13 protein-coding genes, 1 tRNA gene and 2 pseudogenes are annotated in these 18,081 nt (G+C 68.1%); 4 read left to right on the top strand and 12 right to left on the bottom strand.

The window, feature by feature from the left end; all coding sequences use genetic code 11:
• Positions 1-35 precede the first annotated feature (35 nt).
• Positions 36-776 carry a DUF881 domain-containing protein gene (locus FHU39_RS17855; protein WP_183322071.1) on the top strand — a complete coding sequence of 247 codons (741 nt, stop codon included), beginning with the start codon at positions 36-38 and terminating at the stop codon, positions 774-776.
• Positions 773-1,399 (top strand): aminodeoxychorismate/anthranilate synthase component II, encoded by a 627-nt coding sequence (locus FHU39_RS17850; protein WP_183322070.1) that lies wholly within the window; start codon positions 773-775, stop codon positions 1,397-1,399. Before FHU39_RS17855 ends, FHU39_RS17850 begins: the two co-directional genes overlap by 4 nt.
• A 90-nt stretch (positions 1,400-1,489) precedes the next feature.
• Here the strand turns inward: FHU39_RS17850 and pknB are convergent, their stop codons facing one another.
• Genes pknB through FHU39_RS24365 form a run of 8 tightly spaced genes read right to left on the bottom strand, consistent with a single transcriptional unit; the run spans position 1,490 to position 10,450 of the window.
• Positions 1,490-3,382, bottom strand: coding sequence for a Stk1 family PASTA domain-containing Ser/Thr kinase (pknB, locus tag FHU39_RS17845; protein ID WP_343065981.1), 1,893 nt, complete (start codon positions 3,380-3,382; stop codon positions 1,490-1,492).
• The gene (locus FHU39_RS24370) at positions 3,379-4,668 is read right to left on the bottom strand and encodes a protein kinase domain-containing protein (RefSeq protein WP_183322069.1); all 1,290 of its coding nucleotides are present in this window, start codon (positions 4,666-4,668) and stop codon (positions 3,379-3,381) included. The genes pknB and FHU39_RS24370 overlap by 4 nt, the downstream gene beginning before the upstream one ends.
• Complete coding sequence (locus FHU39_RS17835) at positions 4,665-6,119, bottom strand: penicillin-binding transpeptidase domain-containing protein (protein ID WP_183322068.1); 1,455 nt, start codon at positions 6,117-6,119, stop codon at positions 4,665-4,667. The genes FHU39_RS24370 and FHU39_RS17835 overlap by 4 nt, the downstream gene beginning before the upstream one ends.
• Positions 6,116-6,244, bottom strand: a complete 129-nt coding sequence (locus tag FHU39_RS24780; protein ID WP_281379784.1) for a hypothetical protein — start codon at positions 6,242-6,244, stop codon at positions 6,116-6,118. Before FHU39_RS24780 ends, FHU39_RS17835 begins: the two co-directional genes overlap by 4 nt.
• Positions 6,241-7,605, bottom strand: a complete 1,365-nt coding sequence (locus FHU39_RS17830; RefSeq protein ID WP_221185699.1) for an FtsW/RodA/SpoVE family cell cycle protein — start codon at positions 7,603-7,605, stop codon at positions 6,241-6,243. Before FHU39_RS17830 ends, FHU39_RS24780 begins: the two co-directional genes overlap by 4 nt.
• Complete coding sequence (locus FHU39_RS17825; RefSeq protein WP_183322066.1) at positions 7,602-8,882, bottom strand: PP2C family protein-serine/threonine phosphatase; 1,281 nt, start codon at positions 8,880-8,882, stop codon at positions 7,602-7,604. The genes FHU39_RS17830 and FHU39_RS17825 overlap by 4 nt, the downstream gene beginning before the upstream one ends.
• Before the next feature lie 3 nt (positions 8,883-8,885).
• Entirely contained in the window at positions 8,886-9,347 is a 462-nt protein-coding gene (locus tag FHU39_RS17820; RefSeq protein WP_183322065.1) for an FHA domain-containing protein FhaB/FipA, read from the bottom strand.
• Complete coding sequence (locus FHU39_RS24365) at positions 9,344-10,450, bottom strand: FHA domain-containing protein (RefSeq protein WP_343065980.1); 1,107 nt, start codon at positions 10,448-10,450, stop codon at positions 9,344-9,346. The genes FHU39_RS17820 and FHU39_RS24365 overlap by 4 nt, the downstream gene beginning before the upstream one ends.
• Positions 10,451-10,763: 313 nt before the next feature.
• Between FHU39_RS24365 and FHU39_RS17805 the strand changes: the two genes are divergently transcribed.
• Positions 10,764-10,846: transfer RNA gene (locus FHU39_RS17805), tRNA-Leu, on the top strand.
• A 444-nt stretch (positions 10,847-11,290) separates the two neighbouring features.
• Here the strand turns inward: FHU39_RS17805 and FHU39_RS17800 are convergent.
• A pseudogene (locus FHU39_RS17800) lies at positions 11,291-12,469 on the bottom strand (IS256 family transposase); the annotation flags it as partial.
• 351 nt (positions 12,470-12,820) lie between these two features.
• Here FHU39_RS17800 and FHU39_RS17795 point away from each other — a divergent pair.
• A complete protein-coding gene (locus FHU39_RS17795; RefSeq protein ID WP_183322064.1) occupies positions 12,821-14,236 on the top strand; it encodes an IS1380 family transposase in 1,416 nt (471 codons plus the stop codon).
• A gap of 361 nt (positions 14,237-14,597) precedes the next feature.
• Here the strand turns inward: FHU39_RS17795 and FHU39_RS17790 are convergent, their stop codons facing one another.
• From FHU39_RS17790 to FHU39_RS17780, 3 genes and pseudogenes are all read right to left on the bottom strand, one after another.
• Positions 14,598-15,680, bottom strand: a complete 1,083-nt coding sequence (locus FHU39_RS17790) for an IS110 family RNA-guided transposase (protein ID WP_183322063.1) — start codon at positions 15,678-15,680, stop codon at positions 14,598-14,600.
• 108 nt (positions 15,681-15,788) lie between these two features.
• A pseudogene (locus FHU39_RS17785) lies at positions 15,789-17,007 on the bottom strand (IS30 family transposase).
• A 418-nt stretch (positions 17,008-17,425) separates the two neighbouring features.
• On the bottom strand, positions 17,426-18,079 hold the full coding sequence (locus FHU39_RS17780; protein ID WP_183322062.1) for an FCD domain-containing protein: 654 nt from the start codon (positions 18,077-18,079) through the stop codon (positions 17,426-17,428).
• Between the last annotated feature and the right edge of the window lie 2 nt (positions 18,080-18,081).

Here is an 18,081-nt window from a genome sequence, read left to right as displayed (position 1 = left end):
ACACCGGTGTCCGGCGACCACGAAAGGGGTGCGGCATGTGGCGACCACGGAACAGATGGGCGTATGCCGTGCCGGTGATCGGCGTCGCCGCCGGTCTGCTGTTCGGTGTCAGCGCCGCCACCTCGCAGGGTTCCGACCTGCGGCCCGGCACCCGGGACCTGGTGCAGGTGGTGCAGGACGGCAACCACCGGGTCGCCAAGCAGGCCGCGACCGTCGCATCCCTGCAGACCCAGGTGGCCCAACTCGGCAAGCAGGACGCGCCCGGCTCGACGAAGCTGAAGAAGACGATCCGGACCTCCGACGGGTATGCCGACACGGCCGGCCTCAGCGAGGTCACCGGGCAGGTCGTCACCGTGTCGCTGAACGACTCCAGCCGCGACCCGTCGACGCTGCCCGACGGCGCCAACCTCGACTGGCTGGTCGTGCACCAGCAGGACGTCCAAGCAGTGGTCAACGCACTCTGGGCGGGCGGCGCGAGCGCCATGATGCTGATGGACCAGCGGGTGATCTCGACCTCGGCGGTGCGTTGTGTGGGCAACACCCTGCTACTGCAGGGCCGCGTCTACTCGCCACCGTTCGTGATCAAGGCCATGGGTGATCCGGCGAAGCTGAAGAAGGCGCTCGACGACGACCCCTCGGTGCAGAACTACAAGGCCTACGTGTCGCTCGCCGGGCTCGGCTACGACGTGAGCACGTCCAGCAAGGAGACGTTCCCGGCATACCAGGGCGCGTTGGACCTGAAATACGCGAAAGTCAAGGAAGCAGCGCAGAAGTGACGAAGATTCTGGTGATCGACAACTACGACAGTTTCGTCTTCACGATCGTCGGCTACCTGCAGCAGCTGGGTGCCGAGACGACCGTGGTGCGCAACGACGCGGTCACGCCGCAGGAGGGTGCGCCGTACGACGGGGTCCTGGTTTCACCCGGCCCCGGCACCCCCGAGGAGGCCGGTGTCTCCACCGCGATGATCGCGGCGTGCGCGCAGCGGGAGCAGCCGATGTTCGGCGTCTGCCTGGGCCACCAGGCGCTCGGGGTCGTGTATGGCGCCACGGTCGACCGGGCGCCGGAGTTGCTGCACGGCAAGACGTCGCGGATCGTGCACACCGGGTCCGGTGTCCTCGCGGGCGTTCCGATGCCGTTCACCGCCACCCGCTACCACTCGCTCGCGATCACCTCCGACACGGTGCCCGACGAGCTGGAGGTCACCGCCCGCACCGACAGCGGCGTCATCATGGCGGTGCAGCACCGCACGCTGCCGCTGCACGGGGTGCAGTTCCACCCCGAGTCGGTGGTGACCGAGGGCGGTCACCGGATGTTCGCCAACTGGCTGGAGCTGTGCGGGCTCACCGGCGCGGTGCAGCGGTCGGCCGGACTGGCGCCGCTGGTCCACCAGAGCTGACCGCGGGACGCGCCGCGAGGTGTGTCGCCCTTCCGGTCCGCACACAGTGCGCCATACCGCACTGTGTGCGGACCGGAAGGACGCCGTGGCTCAGTCGCCGTCGTTGCCGTCGCCGCCGTGCATGCTGGTGCTCGGCTTCGACGGTGACGGCGGATTGCTCGGGGACGACGACGAGGTGCCGCTGGGCGAGCTCGACGAGGTGCTGCTAGGTGAGCTCGACGGACTCGTCGGCGAGATGGTGATCGTGGCGGTGGCCGTCGACGTGGCCGAGTACGTGCCCACGGTCAGCGTCACCGTCGAGTCCTTGTCGACCAGCTTCCCCTCGGCCGGCGAGACCTTCTGCACCTTCCCGGCCTGGCCCGGGTCGGACACCGGGATGAACTTGGTCTGACCGACCTTCAGGTGTGCCTGCAGGATCGCCAGCTGCGCCTCGCCGGCCTCCTTGCCGAGCAGCCCGTCGGGGACGTGTTCCTTGCCGTCGCTCACGGTGAGGGTGATGGTCTGGCTGGGGTCGGCGGACGATCCCATCGGCGGCTGGGCGCTCACGACCTCGCCCTTGTCGTACTCGGTGTCCGACACCTGTTTGCTGGCGACCTCGACCTTGTTGAAGCCCTCCTTGGCGAGCGTCTTCCGTGCGGCCGCGACGCTCTGGCCGGTCACGTCCGGCACCTGCACCAGCCCGGGACCCTTGCTGACGTTGATCAGGATCTGGTTGGCCGGGTCGACCGAGACACCGTTGCGCGGGTCGGTGCCCACGACATACCCCTTGGCGACCTCGTTGCTGAACACCGGGTTGACCTTGACGTCGTCGAATCCGTGCTGGCGCAGGATGCTCCTCGCCGCGGCCTCGGACCGGTTCACGACGTTGGGGACGACCTCTGTCGGGGTGCCGCTGTCGCCGCGGCCGTTCATCACGAGGTAGCCGATGCCGAGGATGGCCAGCAGCGCGACGACGCCCGCCGCGACCCACAGGCCGGTCAGTTTCCGCTGCGGCTCGGTCTCGTGGATCTCCCGGGTGTTGTCGCGGCGCCGGGGCGGCGGGACGGGCGCCTGCGGCTCGTGGTGCATCACCGAGGCTCCCGCGGCACCGGCGCTCAGCACGGCGCTGGCACCGGCGCTGAGCGGTGCGCCGGTCCGCGCGGCCTGCAGGTCGGCGCGGAACGCCGCGGCGTTCTGGTAGCGGTCGTCGCGCGCCTTGGCCAGCGAGTGCAAAGTCACCGCGTCCATCGGACGGGGCACCGAGGGCTCGTAGGTCGACGGCGGCTTCGGTGCGTCGGTGATGTGCTGGTAGACCAGCGACACCGGCTCACCCACGAACGGCGTGCGGCCGGTCAGCAGCTCGTAGAGCACGCAGCCGGCGGAGTAGAGGTCGGAGCGGGCGTCGACGGTCTCCCCCTGCGCCTGCTCCGGTGACAGGTAACGCGCCGTGCCGACCACGGCCTGCGCCGAGGTCATCGTCGCGCCGGTGTCGGCCAGCGCCCGCGCGATGCCGAAGTCCATCACCTTGACGCTGCCGCCCTTGGTCAGCATCACGTTGGCCGGCTTGATGTCGCGGTGGACGATGCCCTTGTCGTGCGAATACTCCAGCGCCGACAGGATGCCCATGGTGACGCGGGCCGCCTCGTCCGGGGAGAGCCTGCCCTCCTCGTTGAGGATCTCGCGCAGGGTCTGCCCGTCGACATACTCCATGACGATGTAGGGGATGTCGACGGTGGCGCCGCCGGTCTCGGTGAAGGTGTCCTCGCCCGAGTCGTAGACGGCGACGATCGAGTGGTGCGACAGCCCGGCGGCGGAGTGCGCCTCCCGGCGGAAGCGGGTCAGGAAGGTGCTGTCCCGCGCGAGTTCGGCGCGCAGCATCTTGATCGCGACGGTCCGGCCGAGGCGGATGTCGTGCCCGAGGTGCACCTCGGCCATCCCGCCGCGGCCGATCAGCTCGCCGACCTCGTAGCGGTCGCCGAGGATCCGCGGCACGTCCTCGGTCACGAAGAGCCCTCCGGTGCATAGGTGACGATCCCGTTGTTGAACGGGCCGGTGTTCGGCGCGGTCGGCACCTGCGGGCTGCCGCCCCCGTGGGAGAGTATGACGACCACGACGATCGCGATCACCGCGACGGCGACCACGGCACCGATGACCGCGATCCAGCCGGCCCGCAGCGACCGATGTGTCCCCGCGGCCGGCTGGGCACCTGAGGTGGCCGGTTGCGGCCCCGAAGTCCGCGCCTTGCGCTGTGCCCGCGACAGCTTGTTGCTGCCGGAGTTCTGGGGCCGTCCGCCCGAGGTCTGCGGCTGACCGCCGGACTGCTGCGGTTGCCCGCCGGAGTGGGGACCGGACTGCGGGCCGGACGGGGGCCCCGACTGCGGACCGGACGGCCAGGAGTTCGGCCCCGACGGTCCGGCCGGCCCGCCGGCGACCGGGCGGGGTGCGGGGGTCCAGATGTTCAGGCCCATCTGCTCGCTGTCGCTGACCGCCTGTCGCAATGCGCGGCCGAACTCCTGCGCGGAGTCGGGGCGTTCGGCGGGGTCCTTGCGCAGTCCGGCGTGCACGACGGCGCGCAGCGGCGCGGGCACCTCGGTCGGCAACGGCGGCGGCTCCTCGTTGACGTGTGCCAGCGCCAGCGCGACGGCGCTGTCGGAGTTGAACGGCCTTCTGCCGCCCAGCATCTCGTAGGTCACGACGGCCAGCGAGTAGACGTCGGTCAGGGCGGTGGTCTCCCGGCCCATGGCGGCTTCGGGCGCGAGGTACTGGGCGGTGCCCATCACCTCGCCGGTCTTGGTCATCGCCGCCGACCCGACGGCCCGCGCGATGCCGAAGTCGGTCAGCTTCACCACACCGTCGGAGGTGACCAGCATGTTGGCCGGTTTGACGTCGCGGTGGATCAGCCCGGCGCGGTGTGCCGCGTGCAGTGCCGCCGCGGCCTGGCCCATCAGGTTGGCAGTGTCGGCGGCGGAGATCGGGCCGCGCTCGTGCAGGATCTTGGACAACGGTTTGCCCGGCACGAATTCCATCACCAGGTAGGCGAGGTTGCCCTCTTCGCCGTAGTCGTAGACCTGCGCGATGTTGCCGTGCGCGAGCGCCGCGGACAGGCGCGCCTCGTTGCGGAAGCGCTCGGTGAAACCCTCCTCGTCGGTCAGCCCCTCCTTGAGCAGCTTGACCGCGACAGCACGGCCGAGGATCTCGTCGCGCGCCTGCCAGACCTCGCCCATGCCCCCGGCTGCGATCCGGTCGGTCAGACGGTAGCGACCCCCCATCAGGTCCCCAGGTCGACTCATTTGCCAATCACCGCTTCCATCACCTGCCTGGCGATCGGTGCTGCCACCAGACCGCCACTTGCTTCCTGTCCGACCGTTCCGCCGTTCTCGACGAGGACGGCGACCGCCACCTTGGGGTTGTCAGCGGGTGCGAACCCGGTGAACCACACGTCGGCATTCCTTCCCTCGCCGTGCTCGGCGGTGCCCGTCTTCCCTGCCACCTTGATGCCCGGGATGGCCGCGTTGGTTCCCGTGCCCTCGCTCACCACGGACTCCATCATGTCGGTCAGCGAGTCGGCGGTGTCCTTCGAGATGGGGTTGGAGAAGGTCTTGGCGTCGGTCGTCTCGATCACGTCGAGGTTCTTGTCCCGCACCGATTGCACCAGGTACGGCGTCATCTCGTTTCCGCCGTTCGCGATCGCCGAGCTGACCATCGCCATCTGCAGCGGGGTGGCGCGCACGTCGTACTGGCCGATCGCGGACTGTGCGAGCTGCGGCTTGTTCAGGCTGTTCGGGAAGACGCTGGGTGTGACCGACATCGGGATCGTCAGCGATTGCCCGAAGCCGAACTTGGTCGCCATACTCCGCACCGCGTCCTGGCCCAGGCTCATGCCGAGCGAGGCGTAGGCGGTGTTGCAGCTGATCGTGAGGGCCCGCTTCAGGGTGACCTTGTCGTTCGCGCCGCAGTTGCCCGCCCAGTCGTTCGGCAGGTAGGAGTCGGTGCCGGGCAGCCGCAGCTTCGCCGGGCCGGGCAGCACCGAATCCTCGGTGTACTTGCCCGACTCGAGCGCCGCGGCGGTGTCGACCAGCTTGAACGTCGACCCCGGCGGGTAGAGGTTGCCGTTGATGGCGCGGTTCAGCAGCGGCTGGGCGGAGTCGTCGGACAGCTTGGTGAAGGACGACTGCACTTTGTCCAGGTCGTGGCTGGACAGCAGGTTGGGGTCGTAGGTCGGGCTGGTCACCATGGCCAGGATGGCGCCGGTCTTCGGGTCGAGGGCGACGACGGCGCCGCGCTGGTTGCCCAGGGCCTTGGACGCCGCCTCCTGCGCCTTGGCGTTGATCGTCAGCTGCACGCTCGCACCCTGCGCGGACTGGCCGGTGATGATGTCGGTGAGCCGCCGGTAGAAGAGTTTGTCGGAGCTGCCGTTGAGGAAGTCGTTGTAGCTGCGCTCCACACCGGAGCTGCCGTAGGTGAAGGAGAAGTAGCCGGTCACGTCGGCATACAACGGGCCCTTCGGGTAGGTCCGCAGCCACTTGAACTGGTCGTCGGTCTTCTTGGACACCGCGACCGCGTCGCCGCCGACCAGGATGGAGCCGCGCTCCTTGCTGTATGACGTCAGCAGCGTGCGCCGGTTGCCGGCGCGGTTGTCCAGGTCGCGCGCCTGCACGAACTGGATCAGCGTCGTCGCGATCAGCAACGCGCAGAACATCCCGGCGACGACCAGGCCGAGGCGGCGGATGGGAGCATTCACCGGGCGACCACCACCCTGCGCTGGCCGAGCTTGTCGAGTTGGCCGAGCTTGTCGAGGTCACGTGGGGTGGTTTCGACGGGCTCAACCGTCGCGTTGAGCTGGCCGAGCTTGTCGAGGTCCCTCATCGCGTCTTCACCACTTGCGTGTCGTCGTCGTTCAGCTGCTCGGCGCGTTCGTCGGTGGTGGGGCGCCGGGCGTGGTCGCTGATCCGCAGCAGCAGCGCGACGATCACCCAGTTGGCCAGCAGCGACGAACCGCCCGCGGATAGGAACGGTGTGGTCAGGCCGGTCAGGGGGATCACCCGGGTGACGCCGCCGACGACGACGAAGACCTGCAGGGCGATCGAGAACGCCAGACCGGTCGCGAGCAGTTTGCCGAACCCGTCCCGGGAGGCGATGGCGGCGCGCAGCCCGCGTTCCACGATGAGCCCGTAGAGCACCAGGATGGCGCACAGGCCGACCAGCCCGAGCTCCTCGCCGAACGAGGGGATGATGAAGTCGCTGTTGGCGAAGTAGGTCAGTTCGGGGTGTCCCTGCCCGAGCCCGGTGCCGAAGAGACCGCCTGCCGCCATACCCATCAGACCCTTGGCGATCTGATCGGACAGGCCCGTCTGGAACGGGTCGAGCCACAGCGACACCCGCTCCTGGAAGTGGGCGAACAGCAGGTAGGCGACGTAGGTGCCGACGAGGAAGAGACCGAGGCCGATGATGATCCAGGAGCGACGCTCCGTGGCGACGTAGAGCATGCCGACGAACAGGCCGAAGAACAGCAACGACGTGCCGAGGTCGGACTCGAAGACCAGCACCCCGAGTGAGGCGATCCAGGCGATCAGGATCGGGCCCATGTCACGGGCGCGGGGCAGCGGCAGACCGAGCACGCGGCGGCCGACGAGGGACAGTGCGTCACGGGTCTGCACGAGGTAGCTGGCGAAGAAGATGGTGATCAGGATCTTGGCGATCTCACTGGGCTGGAAGGAGAACCCGCCCAGGCCGATCCACACGCGAGAACCGTTGATGTTGCGGCCGATCCCGGGCAGGAGCGGGGTCAGCAGCAGGATGAAACCGGCCAGCCCGAAGATGAACGTGTAGCGCCGCAGCCGCCGGTGATCGGGCACGAAGAAGATCAGTGCGACCGCCGCGGTTGCCGCGACGGCCGTCCACATCAGCTGCTTCGGTGCGGCGTTCGGCGAGCCGGGTGCCAGGTCGATGCGGTGGATCATCACCAGGCCGAGGCCGTTGAGCAGCGTGACGATCGGCAGCAGCACCGGGTCGGCGTAGGACGCCTTCCAGCGCAGCACGAGGTGCAGGACGAACGCGACGACCGCGAAACCGCCGCCGAGAGTGTAGAAGTCGACCGGCAGCGAGTCGTTGACCGCGAAGCCGACGTTGGCGTAGGCAACGAGCACGATCGCGACGGCGACCACCAGCAACGCCAGTTCGGTGTTGCGGCGGGTCTTCGGTGCAGCGGCTCGGACGCTCACGTTCAGCAACTACTTCCGTCCGCGACCTGCGCCTGACAGGTCACCATGTCGGCGCGGAGGTTCTCGACGATGCCAATCGCCGCCTCCCGGCTGCCGGCCGTCATGCTGAGCGAGGAGACCTTGCTCCGGTCGAAGCTGGGCAGGTCGTCCACCCAGATGTCGCTCACGGTGTTGACCGAGTGCAGCCGGATCGGTCCGAGGTTCTGCGAGATGCCTTGGTAGATGGTCACTTTGCCGTCGTGTTCGGCGATGTAGTACTGCCGCTGGGTTGCGGCATACCCGAAGAAGCCGATGGCGGCGAGGATTGCGACGACCAGCAGCGCGAGCAGGCTGCGGCGCAGCCCCGTGAAGCGGCGCGGGCCCTCCTCGGCGAGCACGGGGCGACCGTCCTCGTCGTCGGTGCCGCCGTCGTCGGTCGGCGCGTTGGCCTCGCGGCTCAGGGCGGCGGCCTTCTCCGCGGGGGTGCGGGGCGCGGACTCGGCGTCGGAGCCGGCGCCCTCGTGCGCGGCCGCGGCGCCGACGATCTGGGGCGTCGTGGTGGACGACGAGTGGTCGTTGCCGTCGACGACGTCGGCGACGATGACCGTGACGTTGTCGCGGGTGGCCGCCTTGAGCGCGATCGCGATCAGCGCGTCGGCGATCTCGGCCGGGGTGCCGTCGCCGGTGACGATCTCCTCGATGGTGGAGTGCGCGACGTAGTCGGACAGGCCGTCGCAGCACAGCAGGAGGCGGTCACCCGGCTTCGCCTCGCGCAGCGACAGGTCCGGCTCGTCGTCCTCCCTGCCGGTCAGGACGCGGGTGACGAGGGAGCGCTGCGGGTGGTGCTCGGCCTCCTCGGCGGTGATGCGCCCGTCGTCCAGCAGCGTCTGCACGAAACTGTGGTCCTTGGTGATCTGGCTGAAGACACCGTCCCGGACCAGGTAGGCCCGCGAGTCCCCGATGTTGGCCAGTGCCAGCATGTTTCCGCTGCGCAGGAACGCGATGAGCGTGGTGCCCATACCTTCGAGTTCCGGGTCGGAGTCCATCTCCGTGCGCAGTCGCGCGTTGGCGTCGTGGACCGCGGAGGCGAGGCGGCGCAGCGCCTCGTCGGAGCCGTAGGACTCACCGTCCAGGCCGATCAGTTCGCTGACGACGGTCGAGCTGGCCATGTCACCCGCCGCGTGCCCGCCCATGCCGTCGGCGAGCACGAGCAGGTCGGGGCCGGCGTATGCCGAGTCCTCGTTGCGGGTCTTGCTGCCGAGACCGAGATCGGTGCGAGCGGCATACCGCAGGGTGATCGACATGGACTACTTCCTGGCCTCGAGGACGGTCTGGCCGATGCGGACCCGAGCGCCCTCGCCGATCGGCACCCCCTGCCCGATGCGCTCGCCGCCGACGAAGGTGCCGTTGGTGGAGCCGAGGTCGTCGATCAGCCAGCCGTCACCGTCGCGGTAGATGCGCGCGTGCCGGCCGCTGGCGAAGTCGTCGGAGAGCACGAGGGTGCACTCGGGGTTGCGGCCGATGAGCACACCGTTGTCGGTCAGCGGCACGCTGCCGCCGCGCATCGGGCCCTCGATGATCGCCAGCCGGGTCGGCCCGCGGCGGATCGGCTTGGCCGGGCGTGCCGGCGCGGCCTGGCCGCGGCTGCCGCGGGAGACGACGTGTGTGCCGTAGAGGTCGCCGCGCAGCACGCTGACGATGCTGAAGATGAACGCCCAGAGCAGCGCGAGCAACCCGAGCCGGATCGCCGTGAGAGTGAGTTCGCTCACCGGGTCCCGCCTTCGTGCAGGAGGAGGTGGGTGCGGCCGATGGTCAGGCGGTCGCCGTCGGCGAGGTGGATGGAGTCGATCGGGTCACCGTTGACGTAGGTGCCGTTGGTGGAGCCGAGGTCACGGATGGTGATCACCTGGTGCGGGCCGTCGTAGGTGATGCGGATCTCGCTGTGCCGCCGGGAGACCCCGGGGTCGTCCAGCACGATGTCGGTGTCGTCGTCGCGGCCGATCACGGTGATCGCCCCGAGCAGCGGGTAGCGCTCACCGTCGATGTCCAGCCACGGGCGCTGCCGCAGCCGCCGCGGCGCGGCCGGGGACGGCCGGTGGTCGTCCCGCTTCGGGCGCGCCGGGTGGGCCGGCTCCGCGGCGGCCGCGTAACCGCCTTCGTTGGCCGAGTAGGGCGAGCCGCCCGAGGTGCCCGAGCCGCCCGAGGTGGCCGAGTAGGGCGAGTCGCCCGAGGTGGCCGAGTAGGGCGGGCTGCCCGAGGTGGCCGAGTAGGGCGAGCCGCCCGAGGTGGCCGAGTAGGGCGAGCCGCTAGGCGAGCCCGTATCGAGGTCCCCCGGGGCTGCGGGTCGAGTGCCGGAGGAGCGCAGCGGGGGAGGTGTATCGAGACCAGGCGCATCACCGCCGTACTGCGGCTCCTGCCCCGCCGGTCGCCGCGGGTCGTCGGGGGTGCGCGCGGGCGGCATACGTCCCGGCATACGCCGCATGTCCGGCTGCACCTGCCGCGCCGTCGACGGCCGCAGCCGGAAGACGCCGGTCTCCAGCTCGGAGTCCTCGGTGAACTGGACGCTCACCGGCCCGCCGGGCTGGTAGCGCTGGCTCTCCGCGTGCTCGGACGCGGTGGCGATCAGGTCGTCGGCCAGGTCGTCCTCGTGCTCGCTGACCAGGGCCTCGTAGTCGGTGCTGGACAGCTCGATGACGAACAGATTGGGCACGATGTGCCGCTTGCCCTTGCCCGCACTGACGGCCCGGTCGTCCATCGCGCGGCGCATCGCGCTCGCGATCTCCACCGGCTGCACCTCGGAGCGGAACGCGCGCGCGAACGCGCCGTTGACACCGCGCTCGATGCTGCGCTCGAGTTTGTCGAAGATGCCCACGCGTTCGCCTCCTTGCTCCGGTCGTGACGGGTCGTGCGTCGTGGCGGTCGCGCCGCGCACGCCATGGTAACTGTGTGGCGTATGACGTCCCGGCATACGCGCTGGGATCCGACCGATTCGAGACTTCCCGCCTCCTACCCCCGCGGCTGACGGCCCAACCCGCCATTGACGCTCGAGCTAGCCGTTGACCCCCCAATTGCGCCGTCAACGGCCGTTTCGACCGTCAACGGCCGCGCGGGGCGCAGGATCGCGGTGCGCAGGCGCCGCCGATTTGGCGTTCGGCGGCAGAACAAGGCACACTTGACCCGCACTCGCGCGAGTGGCGGAACGGCAGACGCGCTGGCTTCAGGTGCCAGTGTCCGAAAGGGCGTGGGGGTTCAAATCCCCCCTCGCGCACGTTGAGAAACCCCAGGGTGACCTGGGGTTTCTTCCATTTCGGGCGTAGCGTGATTGCCCCAGGTGGGCACCAGTGACTCTCGGAGGTCCTGGTTATGGCGTGGATAGAGAAGCGCAAACGCGGCGACGGTGGCGTCTCTGCGAGGGTGCTGTGGCGGCTCGGTGGCGCCCGGGACGGCGCAAAGCAGATCGAGACGTTCGGCGCCGGCTCGGACGCGCAGAACCTGGCGCGGGCGGACGGCTTCAAGAAGATGGTCGAGGCCGCCGGTCAGCAATGGCCCGATGGCTGGGTCAAGGGCGAGGGGTTCGTCCGACCCAAGGGCGCGGACCCGATGACAGCGCCGCCGCGGTTCGTCGACATCGGTGAGGAATACGTCCGCCAGATCGTCGACCTCTCGCCTGGTCAGGGGACTGTCCGAATTTCGGTGTTTCTGGTCCTGGTTGTTAGTACTTTTCTGCGGTGGGCCAGCGGCCCTCGAAGACGGTCGCGAACACGTTCAGTGCTGGCTTCCATCGCATGGTCCATCGTGCCTGCCCGCGCCCGGTCGGGTCCAGTGACCGGGTGACCAGGTAGAGGCATTTGAGGGCGGCTTGCTCGTTCGGGAAGTGCCCGCGTGCACGGACTGCCCTACGATACCGGGCGTTCAGTGATTCGATCGCGTTCGTGGAGAACAGGATTCGCCTTATCTCGACGTCGTAGGCCAGGAACGGGGTGAACTCCTCCCAGGCGTTGGTGAACTTCTCGAACTCCGCCCGAGCAGCCTGAGCCGTCGGGGCGGTGTAGACCAGCTTCAACTCCCGGGCGATCTGGTCCCAGTACTTGCGACTGGTGAGCCGGAAACTGTTACGTAGCAGATGAATCACGCACGTTTGCACGGTCGCGTCCGGCCACGTCGTGGCCACCACCTCCGGCAGCCCCTTCAGGCCGTCACACACCACGAACATCGTGTCGGTGATCCCGCGGTTCTTCAGCTCGGTCAGCACCGCCAACCAGTACTTCGCACCCTCGCCATCCCCGGGAGTGCCGGCCCACAGCCCGAGCACGTCCTTGCACCCGTCCACGGTGACCCCGATCGCGGCGTAGAACGGCCTGTTGGCGACCTGACCGTCCCTCACCTTCACCACGATCGCATCAATGAAGATCGCCGCGTACACAGCCTCCAGGGGCCGGCAGAGCCACTCGTTCATCTCCTCACTGATCCGGTCGGTGATCCGGGAGATGGTGTCCTTGGACACCGACGCCCCGTAGATCTCCTCCAGGTGCGCGCTGATCTCCCCGGTCGTCAGGCCCTTCGCGGTCAGCGACAACACCACCTGCTCCACACTGCCGAGCTTGCGGTGGTGCTTGGGCACGATGACCGGCTCGAACGTGCCCGCCCGGTCCCTCGGCACCTGGATCTCGACCTTGCCGACATTGTCGGTCAGCACGGTCTTGGTTCGAGTCCCGTTGCGAACATTACGAGACCGGCCCGCGGGTACTACGTCCTGACCGCCAGAGCCAGGGGTGCCGCCACCGTCGTCGGCCGCCAGCATCTCGTGCTTGCTGTGGCCCAGGTGCTCGGTCATCTCCTCTTCCAGTGAGATCTCCAGCACCATCTTGGTCAGGTCCTTCAACAACGCCCCAACCATGGGGCGTGTCACGGACCAGAAACACCAAATTTGAGATAGTCCCTGCTTGCATTCCAGCGGTCATCGCAACGAGGGATGATTAGGCGAGGCTGATATGGAGTACATCTTTGTCAAGAGGGCAAGGGGTATTTCTCCCGAATAGTGAGATGCACTGTTGGGAGGAATGTTTCGTTCTGTGGCGCGTGGGGGCCGGCGCCGGCCGGTCTGGTCAGCGGTGTCTTAGCCTCGATCCACCGATGGGATCGGTTGGTTGAGCGCGTCGTGAAGTGAGAATGCCCTTGCGTGGCGGGAGAATTGGAGTTCTTGAGGCAACAATTCGACCGCGACACGAAGGGCATCTCGTAGGTGCGACTCTCTCACACTCTTGGGCGAACCTCAGTAGCGTTCGATGATCCGAATCTCGTGTCGGCTGGCGGACTGGTCCCGGTGCTGGCGCTGGCCGAGTCCGCGGGGCTGCGGGAACTGACCGATGAGCGGTTGTCGGTACCGACGGACAAGGGCGCGAACGCTGGTTTGAAAGTGGCGTCGCTGGTCGCCGGGATGGTTGCCGGCGCGGACAGTATTGATGACATGGGCCTGCTGCGGCACGGCGGGATGGGCCGGGTCTTCACTCGGGCGTACGCCCCCTCGACGCTGGGATCGTTCCTACGAGCGTTCACCTTCGGTCACGTCCGCCAACTGGACGCGGTCGCCTCGCGGTTCTTGATCGGCCTTGCCGATCGGGCCGGCACCGCTGAAACCGGGCCAGGTTCCGACGGCGGCTACATGTTGCTCGATGTCGATGACACGATCATCGAGGTCCACGGGCACGCCAAGCAGGGTGCCGGGTTCGGCTACTCCGGGGTCCGCGGCTTGAACGCGCTCCTGGCCACGGTCACCACGGCCGGCCGCGCGCCGGTGATCGTGGCCCAACGGCTGCGCAAGGGGGCGTGCGGGTCACCACGCGGCGCGAAACGACTGGTCGCCGACGCGGTGAAAACCACCCGCCGCGTGCTGGGTGAAGACCGGCCGGTGCTGGTTCGGGCGGATTCGGCCTTCTATACCCGCGGGGCAGTCCACGGCGCTCTCAAAGGGGGTGCCGCGGTGTCGGTCACGGTTAGGATGAACACCGCGGTGAAGAAAGCGATCTCGGCGATCGGTGATGACGGATGGACCCCGATCGAGTACACCGACGCCATCTTCGACGAAGAAACCAAGACGTGGATCTCGCGGGCCGAGGTCACCGAAATCGACTTCACCGCGTTCGCCTCAGCGAAGAAAGCTGACCGGGTCCCCGGCCGGTTGGTGGTGCGCCGAATCCCGGACTTCAACGCCGACAGGAACAAGGCAGCCGGGCAGGACACCCTGTTCGACGTGTGGCGCTTCCACGCGTTTTTCACCACCTCCGATAAGGCCGTGCTGGACACCGTGGCCGCGGACAAGACCCACCGACATCACGCGATCATCGAACAAGTCCACGCGGACCTGAAGAACTCAGCCCTCGCCCACCTACCCTCCGGACGGTTCAACGCGAACGCTGCCTGGCTGGTGCTGGCCGTAATGGCGTTCAACCTCACCCGTGCCGCCACGGCCCTGTCCGGCACTGACTTGGCCACGGCGACCACCGCCACGATCCGGCACAAGCTGATCACCGTGCCCGCACGAGTCGCGACCTCAGCGCGCCGGATCACCGTGCACCTGCCACGGGACTGGCCATGGGAAACCGCGTGGGCGGCGATGTTCGACCGCGTCAGCGACCCACCCGCCGTGCCCGTGGCCTGACCACCCAGCAGCCCGTCACTGCGCAACCAAGGACACAGTGGAACAACCCCGGCAGCGAGGCCGGCGCGTCAGCCTGTCCGCGACCGCTGATCCCACCACTCACACCGAGCACGTCGACACCGCAGGCTCATCGGTGGATCCAGGCTTAGCGACGCGTGGTCCAGGCTGATATGCGCGGGTTGGTTACCGCAGGACCGTGTGTTCGGCGGGAACGGGAGCCGCTGTCTAGAGATCGAACGTAACCAGTGAATGTCGTTGACACTCTTGGCTGTTCATAGCCTCGAAGCGGGTCGTTCCACACGCTGCAAGCCCATGTCGTGGCGCTGGCCCCCACGGCCAGCTCAAAGGGGGCTCGAGGGCTCTATTCGGCCATGGTGGCCAGCGACCAGCACCAGCCGGCCAGTTCCCGGGCGACGGCGACGTTGGCGACCACTGGCCGCTTCTTGCGCTCGGCATAGTGTGCCCACCGCTGGTGCAGGCGCCGGTTGCCGGCCTGTGCCCGGGCGACCACTGGTGGCGGGGCTTGCTCCCAGCGGCGGCGCAGGATCGCGGTGGGCCGGTATGGCTTGCGGTGGTGCCAGGCCGCCTCGACCAGTAACCGGCGCACGTGCGTGTTGCCGGTCTTGGTGATCGCGCCTTGGGCGCGGGTGGCACCGGAGGAGTGCTCCGAAGGCACCAGTCCGAGGTAGGCGCCGATACTGGCTCCGGTGAACCGGTCCCAGTCGTTGATCTCCACGGCGAGGGCGAACCCGGTCAGGGTGCCGATGCCGCGCAGGCACCCCAGCCGGCGGGTCATCGTCGTGAACTCGCTGTCGGCGGCCATCGCCGTGATGATCGCGTCCAGCCGGTCGCGGCGACCGGTGACCAGCACGACCTGCTCGTAGGCATCCTCGAACGCGGCCTGTGTGCCGGGCTGGTCGAACCGCTGGGACAGTAACCAGTCGTCGTGCTTGTGCGTCCACGCCTTCCCGCCGTAATACACAATCCCGTGACGCAGCAACAGTTTCGAGCACCGGTGCCGGGCACGCATCAGATCCGAACGGGCCGCTTCGCGGGCACGCACCAGATCCCGCGCGGCCTCCTGAGCCACCGACGGCACCCGCACCGGGGTGTACTCGTCCAGGCGCAGCAACTTCGCCAAGTGCAACGCGTCCCGCGCGTCGGTCTTGACCCGGTCACCGGCAGGGCGTTGCAGCTTGGAAGGCGCGACGACCTCGCACCGGATGCTCGCACCGGTCAGCGAACGCGCCAGCCCGAAACCGGTCGGACCCGCCTCATACGCCACCGCCACCGGGCCCGGCAAGTCCCGCACCCAGCCCAGAATCTGCTCACTCGACGGCACCAGCCGCGTCTTGAACACCTCACCCGTGACGCCATCGATCGCAGCCGCCGCCACAGATCGGGCGTGCACATCCAGCCCTACACTCGTACGCTCGGTAAACACCGGGGCCTCCCACAATTGTCGGATAGGCCGAGCAGGCAGCCCCTACTCGGTAACCCACGAATCTTGTGAGTGAGGCCCCGGCCCGCAACCCCCTCACCAACGAGCGGGTCACTCCATACGGTCTAGCAAGGCCGTGAAGAGGTCCTGAGGGGCCCGGTCGTCGAGGTCGATGCGGGGGCAGCCTGTTCAGCTCGGCCTCCACACGAGCCAGGTCCCGAGCGGTGTGGACGGCGAGATCGGTCGACTTCGGGAAGTACTGGCGCAAGAGCTCGTTGGTGTTCTCGTTGCTGCCGCGCTGCCAGGGGCTGGCGGCATCGCAGAAGTAGATCTTCGTGCCTGTGTCGGCGCTGATGTCGAGGTGTTTCGCCATCTCGGTGCCCTGGTCCCAGGTCAGCGTTCGCCGCAGCGTCGGCGGTAGTTCGCGAAGCGCCTTCATGATGGCGGCGTGTAGCTCGATCGAGTTGTGCGCGTTCAGATGCAGGAGCTTCACGTAGCGGGTCTGCCGCTCGACGAGCGTGCCGATGGCGGAGCGGTTGTGCGGGCCGACGATGAGGTCTCCTTCCCAGTGCCCGGCGACGGACCGGTCGGCGGGGTCGAAGCCGCGCTCGTGGACTGAGAGCATCGGCTGCGCGAAGCGGCGTCGCGCGCGGACCTGTCGTGCTTGCCCACGCCGGTGATCACGCCCGGTCCGCAGCGGCGAGGCAGCTGGCTTACGCGCGATCTCCGATCCCAGGCGGTAGATCGCCTGGTAGATTGTCTCGGTGGCGACGCGACGGCTCGGGTCGTCGGGATGTGCCCGTCGCAGTGCCCGGCTGATCTGCTGAGGACTCCACCGCTCCCTGAGCCGCTCGATGACATACGCTCGCAGGAGCCGGTCGGTTCGTAGCTTGAGCGGGTGTTTCCGGCGCCGGCGCGCAGCAGCCAGGGCGTGGGCGTGGAAGGGCCGGTACTGGCCCGAGGTGTGCAGGTTGCGTCGTAGCTCGCGGCTGATCGTCGACGGTGACCTGCCCAGCTCCTTCGCGATGGCCGCCGGACCCAGCCCGCGGCTGGCTAGCTCGGCGATCTGAATCCGTTCCTGCTCAGACAGGAGACGAGGTGAGATGGTGCGCGAGACGAGTGGTTCAAGCGGTGGCACGACCTTGACCGTGCCATCCTTGCGCCGCACGACCGTGCCGTTCTTCCAGACGTTGGCCGTCGACCTGCTGACACCAACTTCGCGATAGGCCGCGGCCACGCTCGAGCCTTGCGCGAGGAGCTCAAGGAACCGGCGCCGCTTCGCGGCCATCGGCCGACGACCTGGCCTCTTGGGAATGCGACGAGACGACATGCGAGGACTCCTTCGTGGTGGTCCTCGTTGCTATGGTCGCTGGAAACCACCCCGTTGCTATGGCCTCGTTTTCAAGAGTCGTCGACACTTCTCATGACCAGCGGGCGCACGGTCTGCCGCAGGACCTCAATGGGCTGATCCGATAAGTGCTGACCGGCCGCCCGTCACCAGAACCGAGACTGCCAAAAGTAGCCCGGCGAAAGCCATTAGATTCGGCTGACTTGCTCTCAGCGCGAACGTAACGCAGATGCCGCCGAGGTGCGGACCAGCCGCGTTCGCGCAGCCCTGGTTAAACTGGCTCGGCCGTCAAGCCATCTGCGGCAGTGGGGGCTTTAAGTCAGGCGCGGGCCTAACGGCGTTGGCGCAGCAGGGCGTCCGCCGGCGATGGAAGCGCCGGCGTCACGATAGGTACGTTGCGCTAATGAGGACGCCTCGTCGTCTCGGATGATGGTGCGGCAGGAGTTGATTGGTCGAACTGCGAGGCCAGGATGACGCCTGCATGCACGACGTGGGCCGTCATGGCCCTCGCTGCGGCCTCGCCGTCGCCGACGCGCAGCGCTTCGATGATGTCGCCGTGCTCGTTCACGGCGGCATTGGTCCATCCTGTGACCTGCGGGAAGAGCTGCCCCGGGGCCATGTGTGACACAGTCTTGAGGAACCAGCGCATCCGGGAGCTCGGGACGACGGTGGCGATGGCGTGATGAAACTGGAAGTTGAGTTCGGCGACGCGCTGGTGGTCTCTCTTGGCGCCCGCTTCCTCCAGTTCGGCCTGGATCGCGCTGAGCTCGTCGACACCGGAGGCGGCGAAGTGATCTGCGGCGCGCCGCGTGAGCTCCCCCTCGATCTGTCCCTGGACCCAGTACATGTCCGCGACATCTTGTGCTGAGAAGGCACGGACCATGAAGCCGCGCCGCGGGATGAGCTCGACGAATCCCTCGGCTTGGAGCGTGAGCAGCCCCTCTCGGACGGGCGTGATGCTGATGTTAAGCAACTCCGAGATGCGGTCGATGCGGATGAATTCCCCCTCCCGCACCTGACCCGTCAACACCAACTGTCGGACGTGGTCGGCCACGT

The sequence above is a fragment of the Flexivirga oryzae genome (genome assembly GCF_014190805.1).
GTDB classification, from domain to species: domain Bacteria; phylum Actinomycetota; class Actinomycetes; order Actinomycetales; family Dermatophilaceae; genus Flexivirga; species Flexivirga oryzae.
Note: the sequence above shows the minus strand (reverse complement) of the source record. Positions and strands in the feature narration are given on the sequence as shown.

Excerpts from the sequence above, each read along its gene's own strand:
- FHU39_RS24780 (WP_281379784.1), bottom strand. The coding sequence starts at position 6,244 with ATGAGGGACCTCGACAAGCTCGGCCAGCTCAACGCGACGGTTGAGCCC.
- FHU39_RS24370 (WP_183322069.1), bottom strand. The coding sequence starts at position 4,668 with ATGAGTCGACCTGGGGACCTGATGGGGGGTCGCTACCGTCTGACCGAC.
- FHU39_RS17855 (WP_183322071.1), top strand. The coding sequence starts at position 36 with ATGTGGCGACCACGGAACAGATGGGCGTATGCCGTGCCGGTGATCGGC.
- FHU39_RS17825 (WP_183322066.1), bottom strand. The coding sequence starts at position 8,882 with ATGTCGATCACCCTGCGGTATGCCGCTCGCACCGATCTCGGTCTCGGC.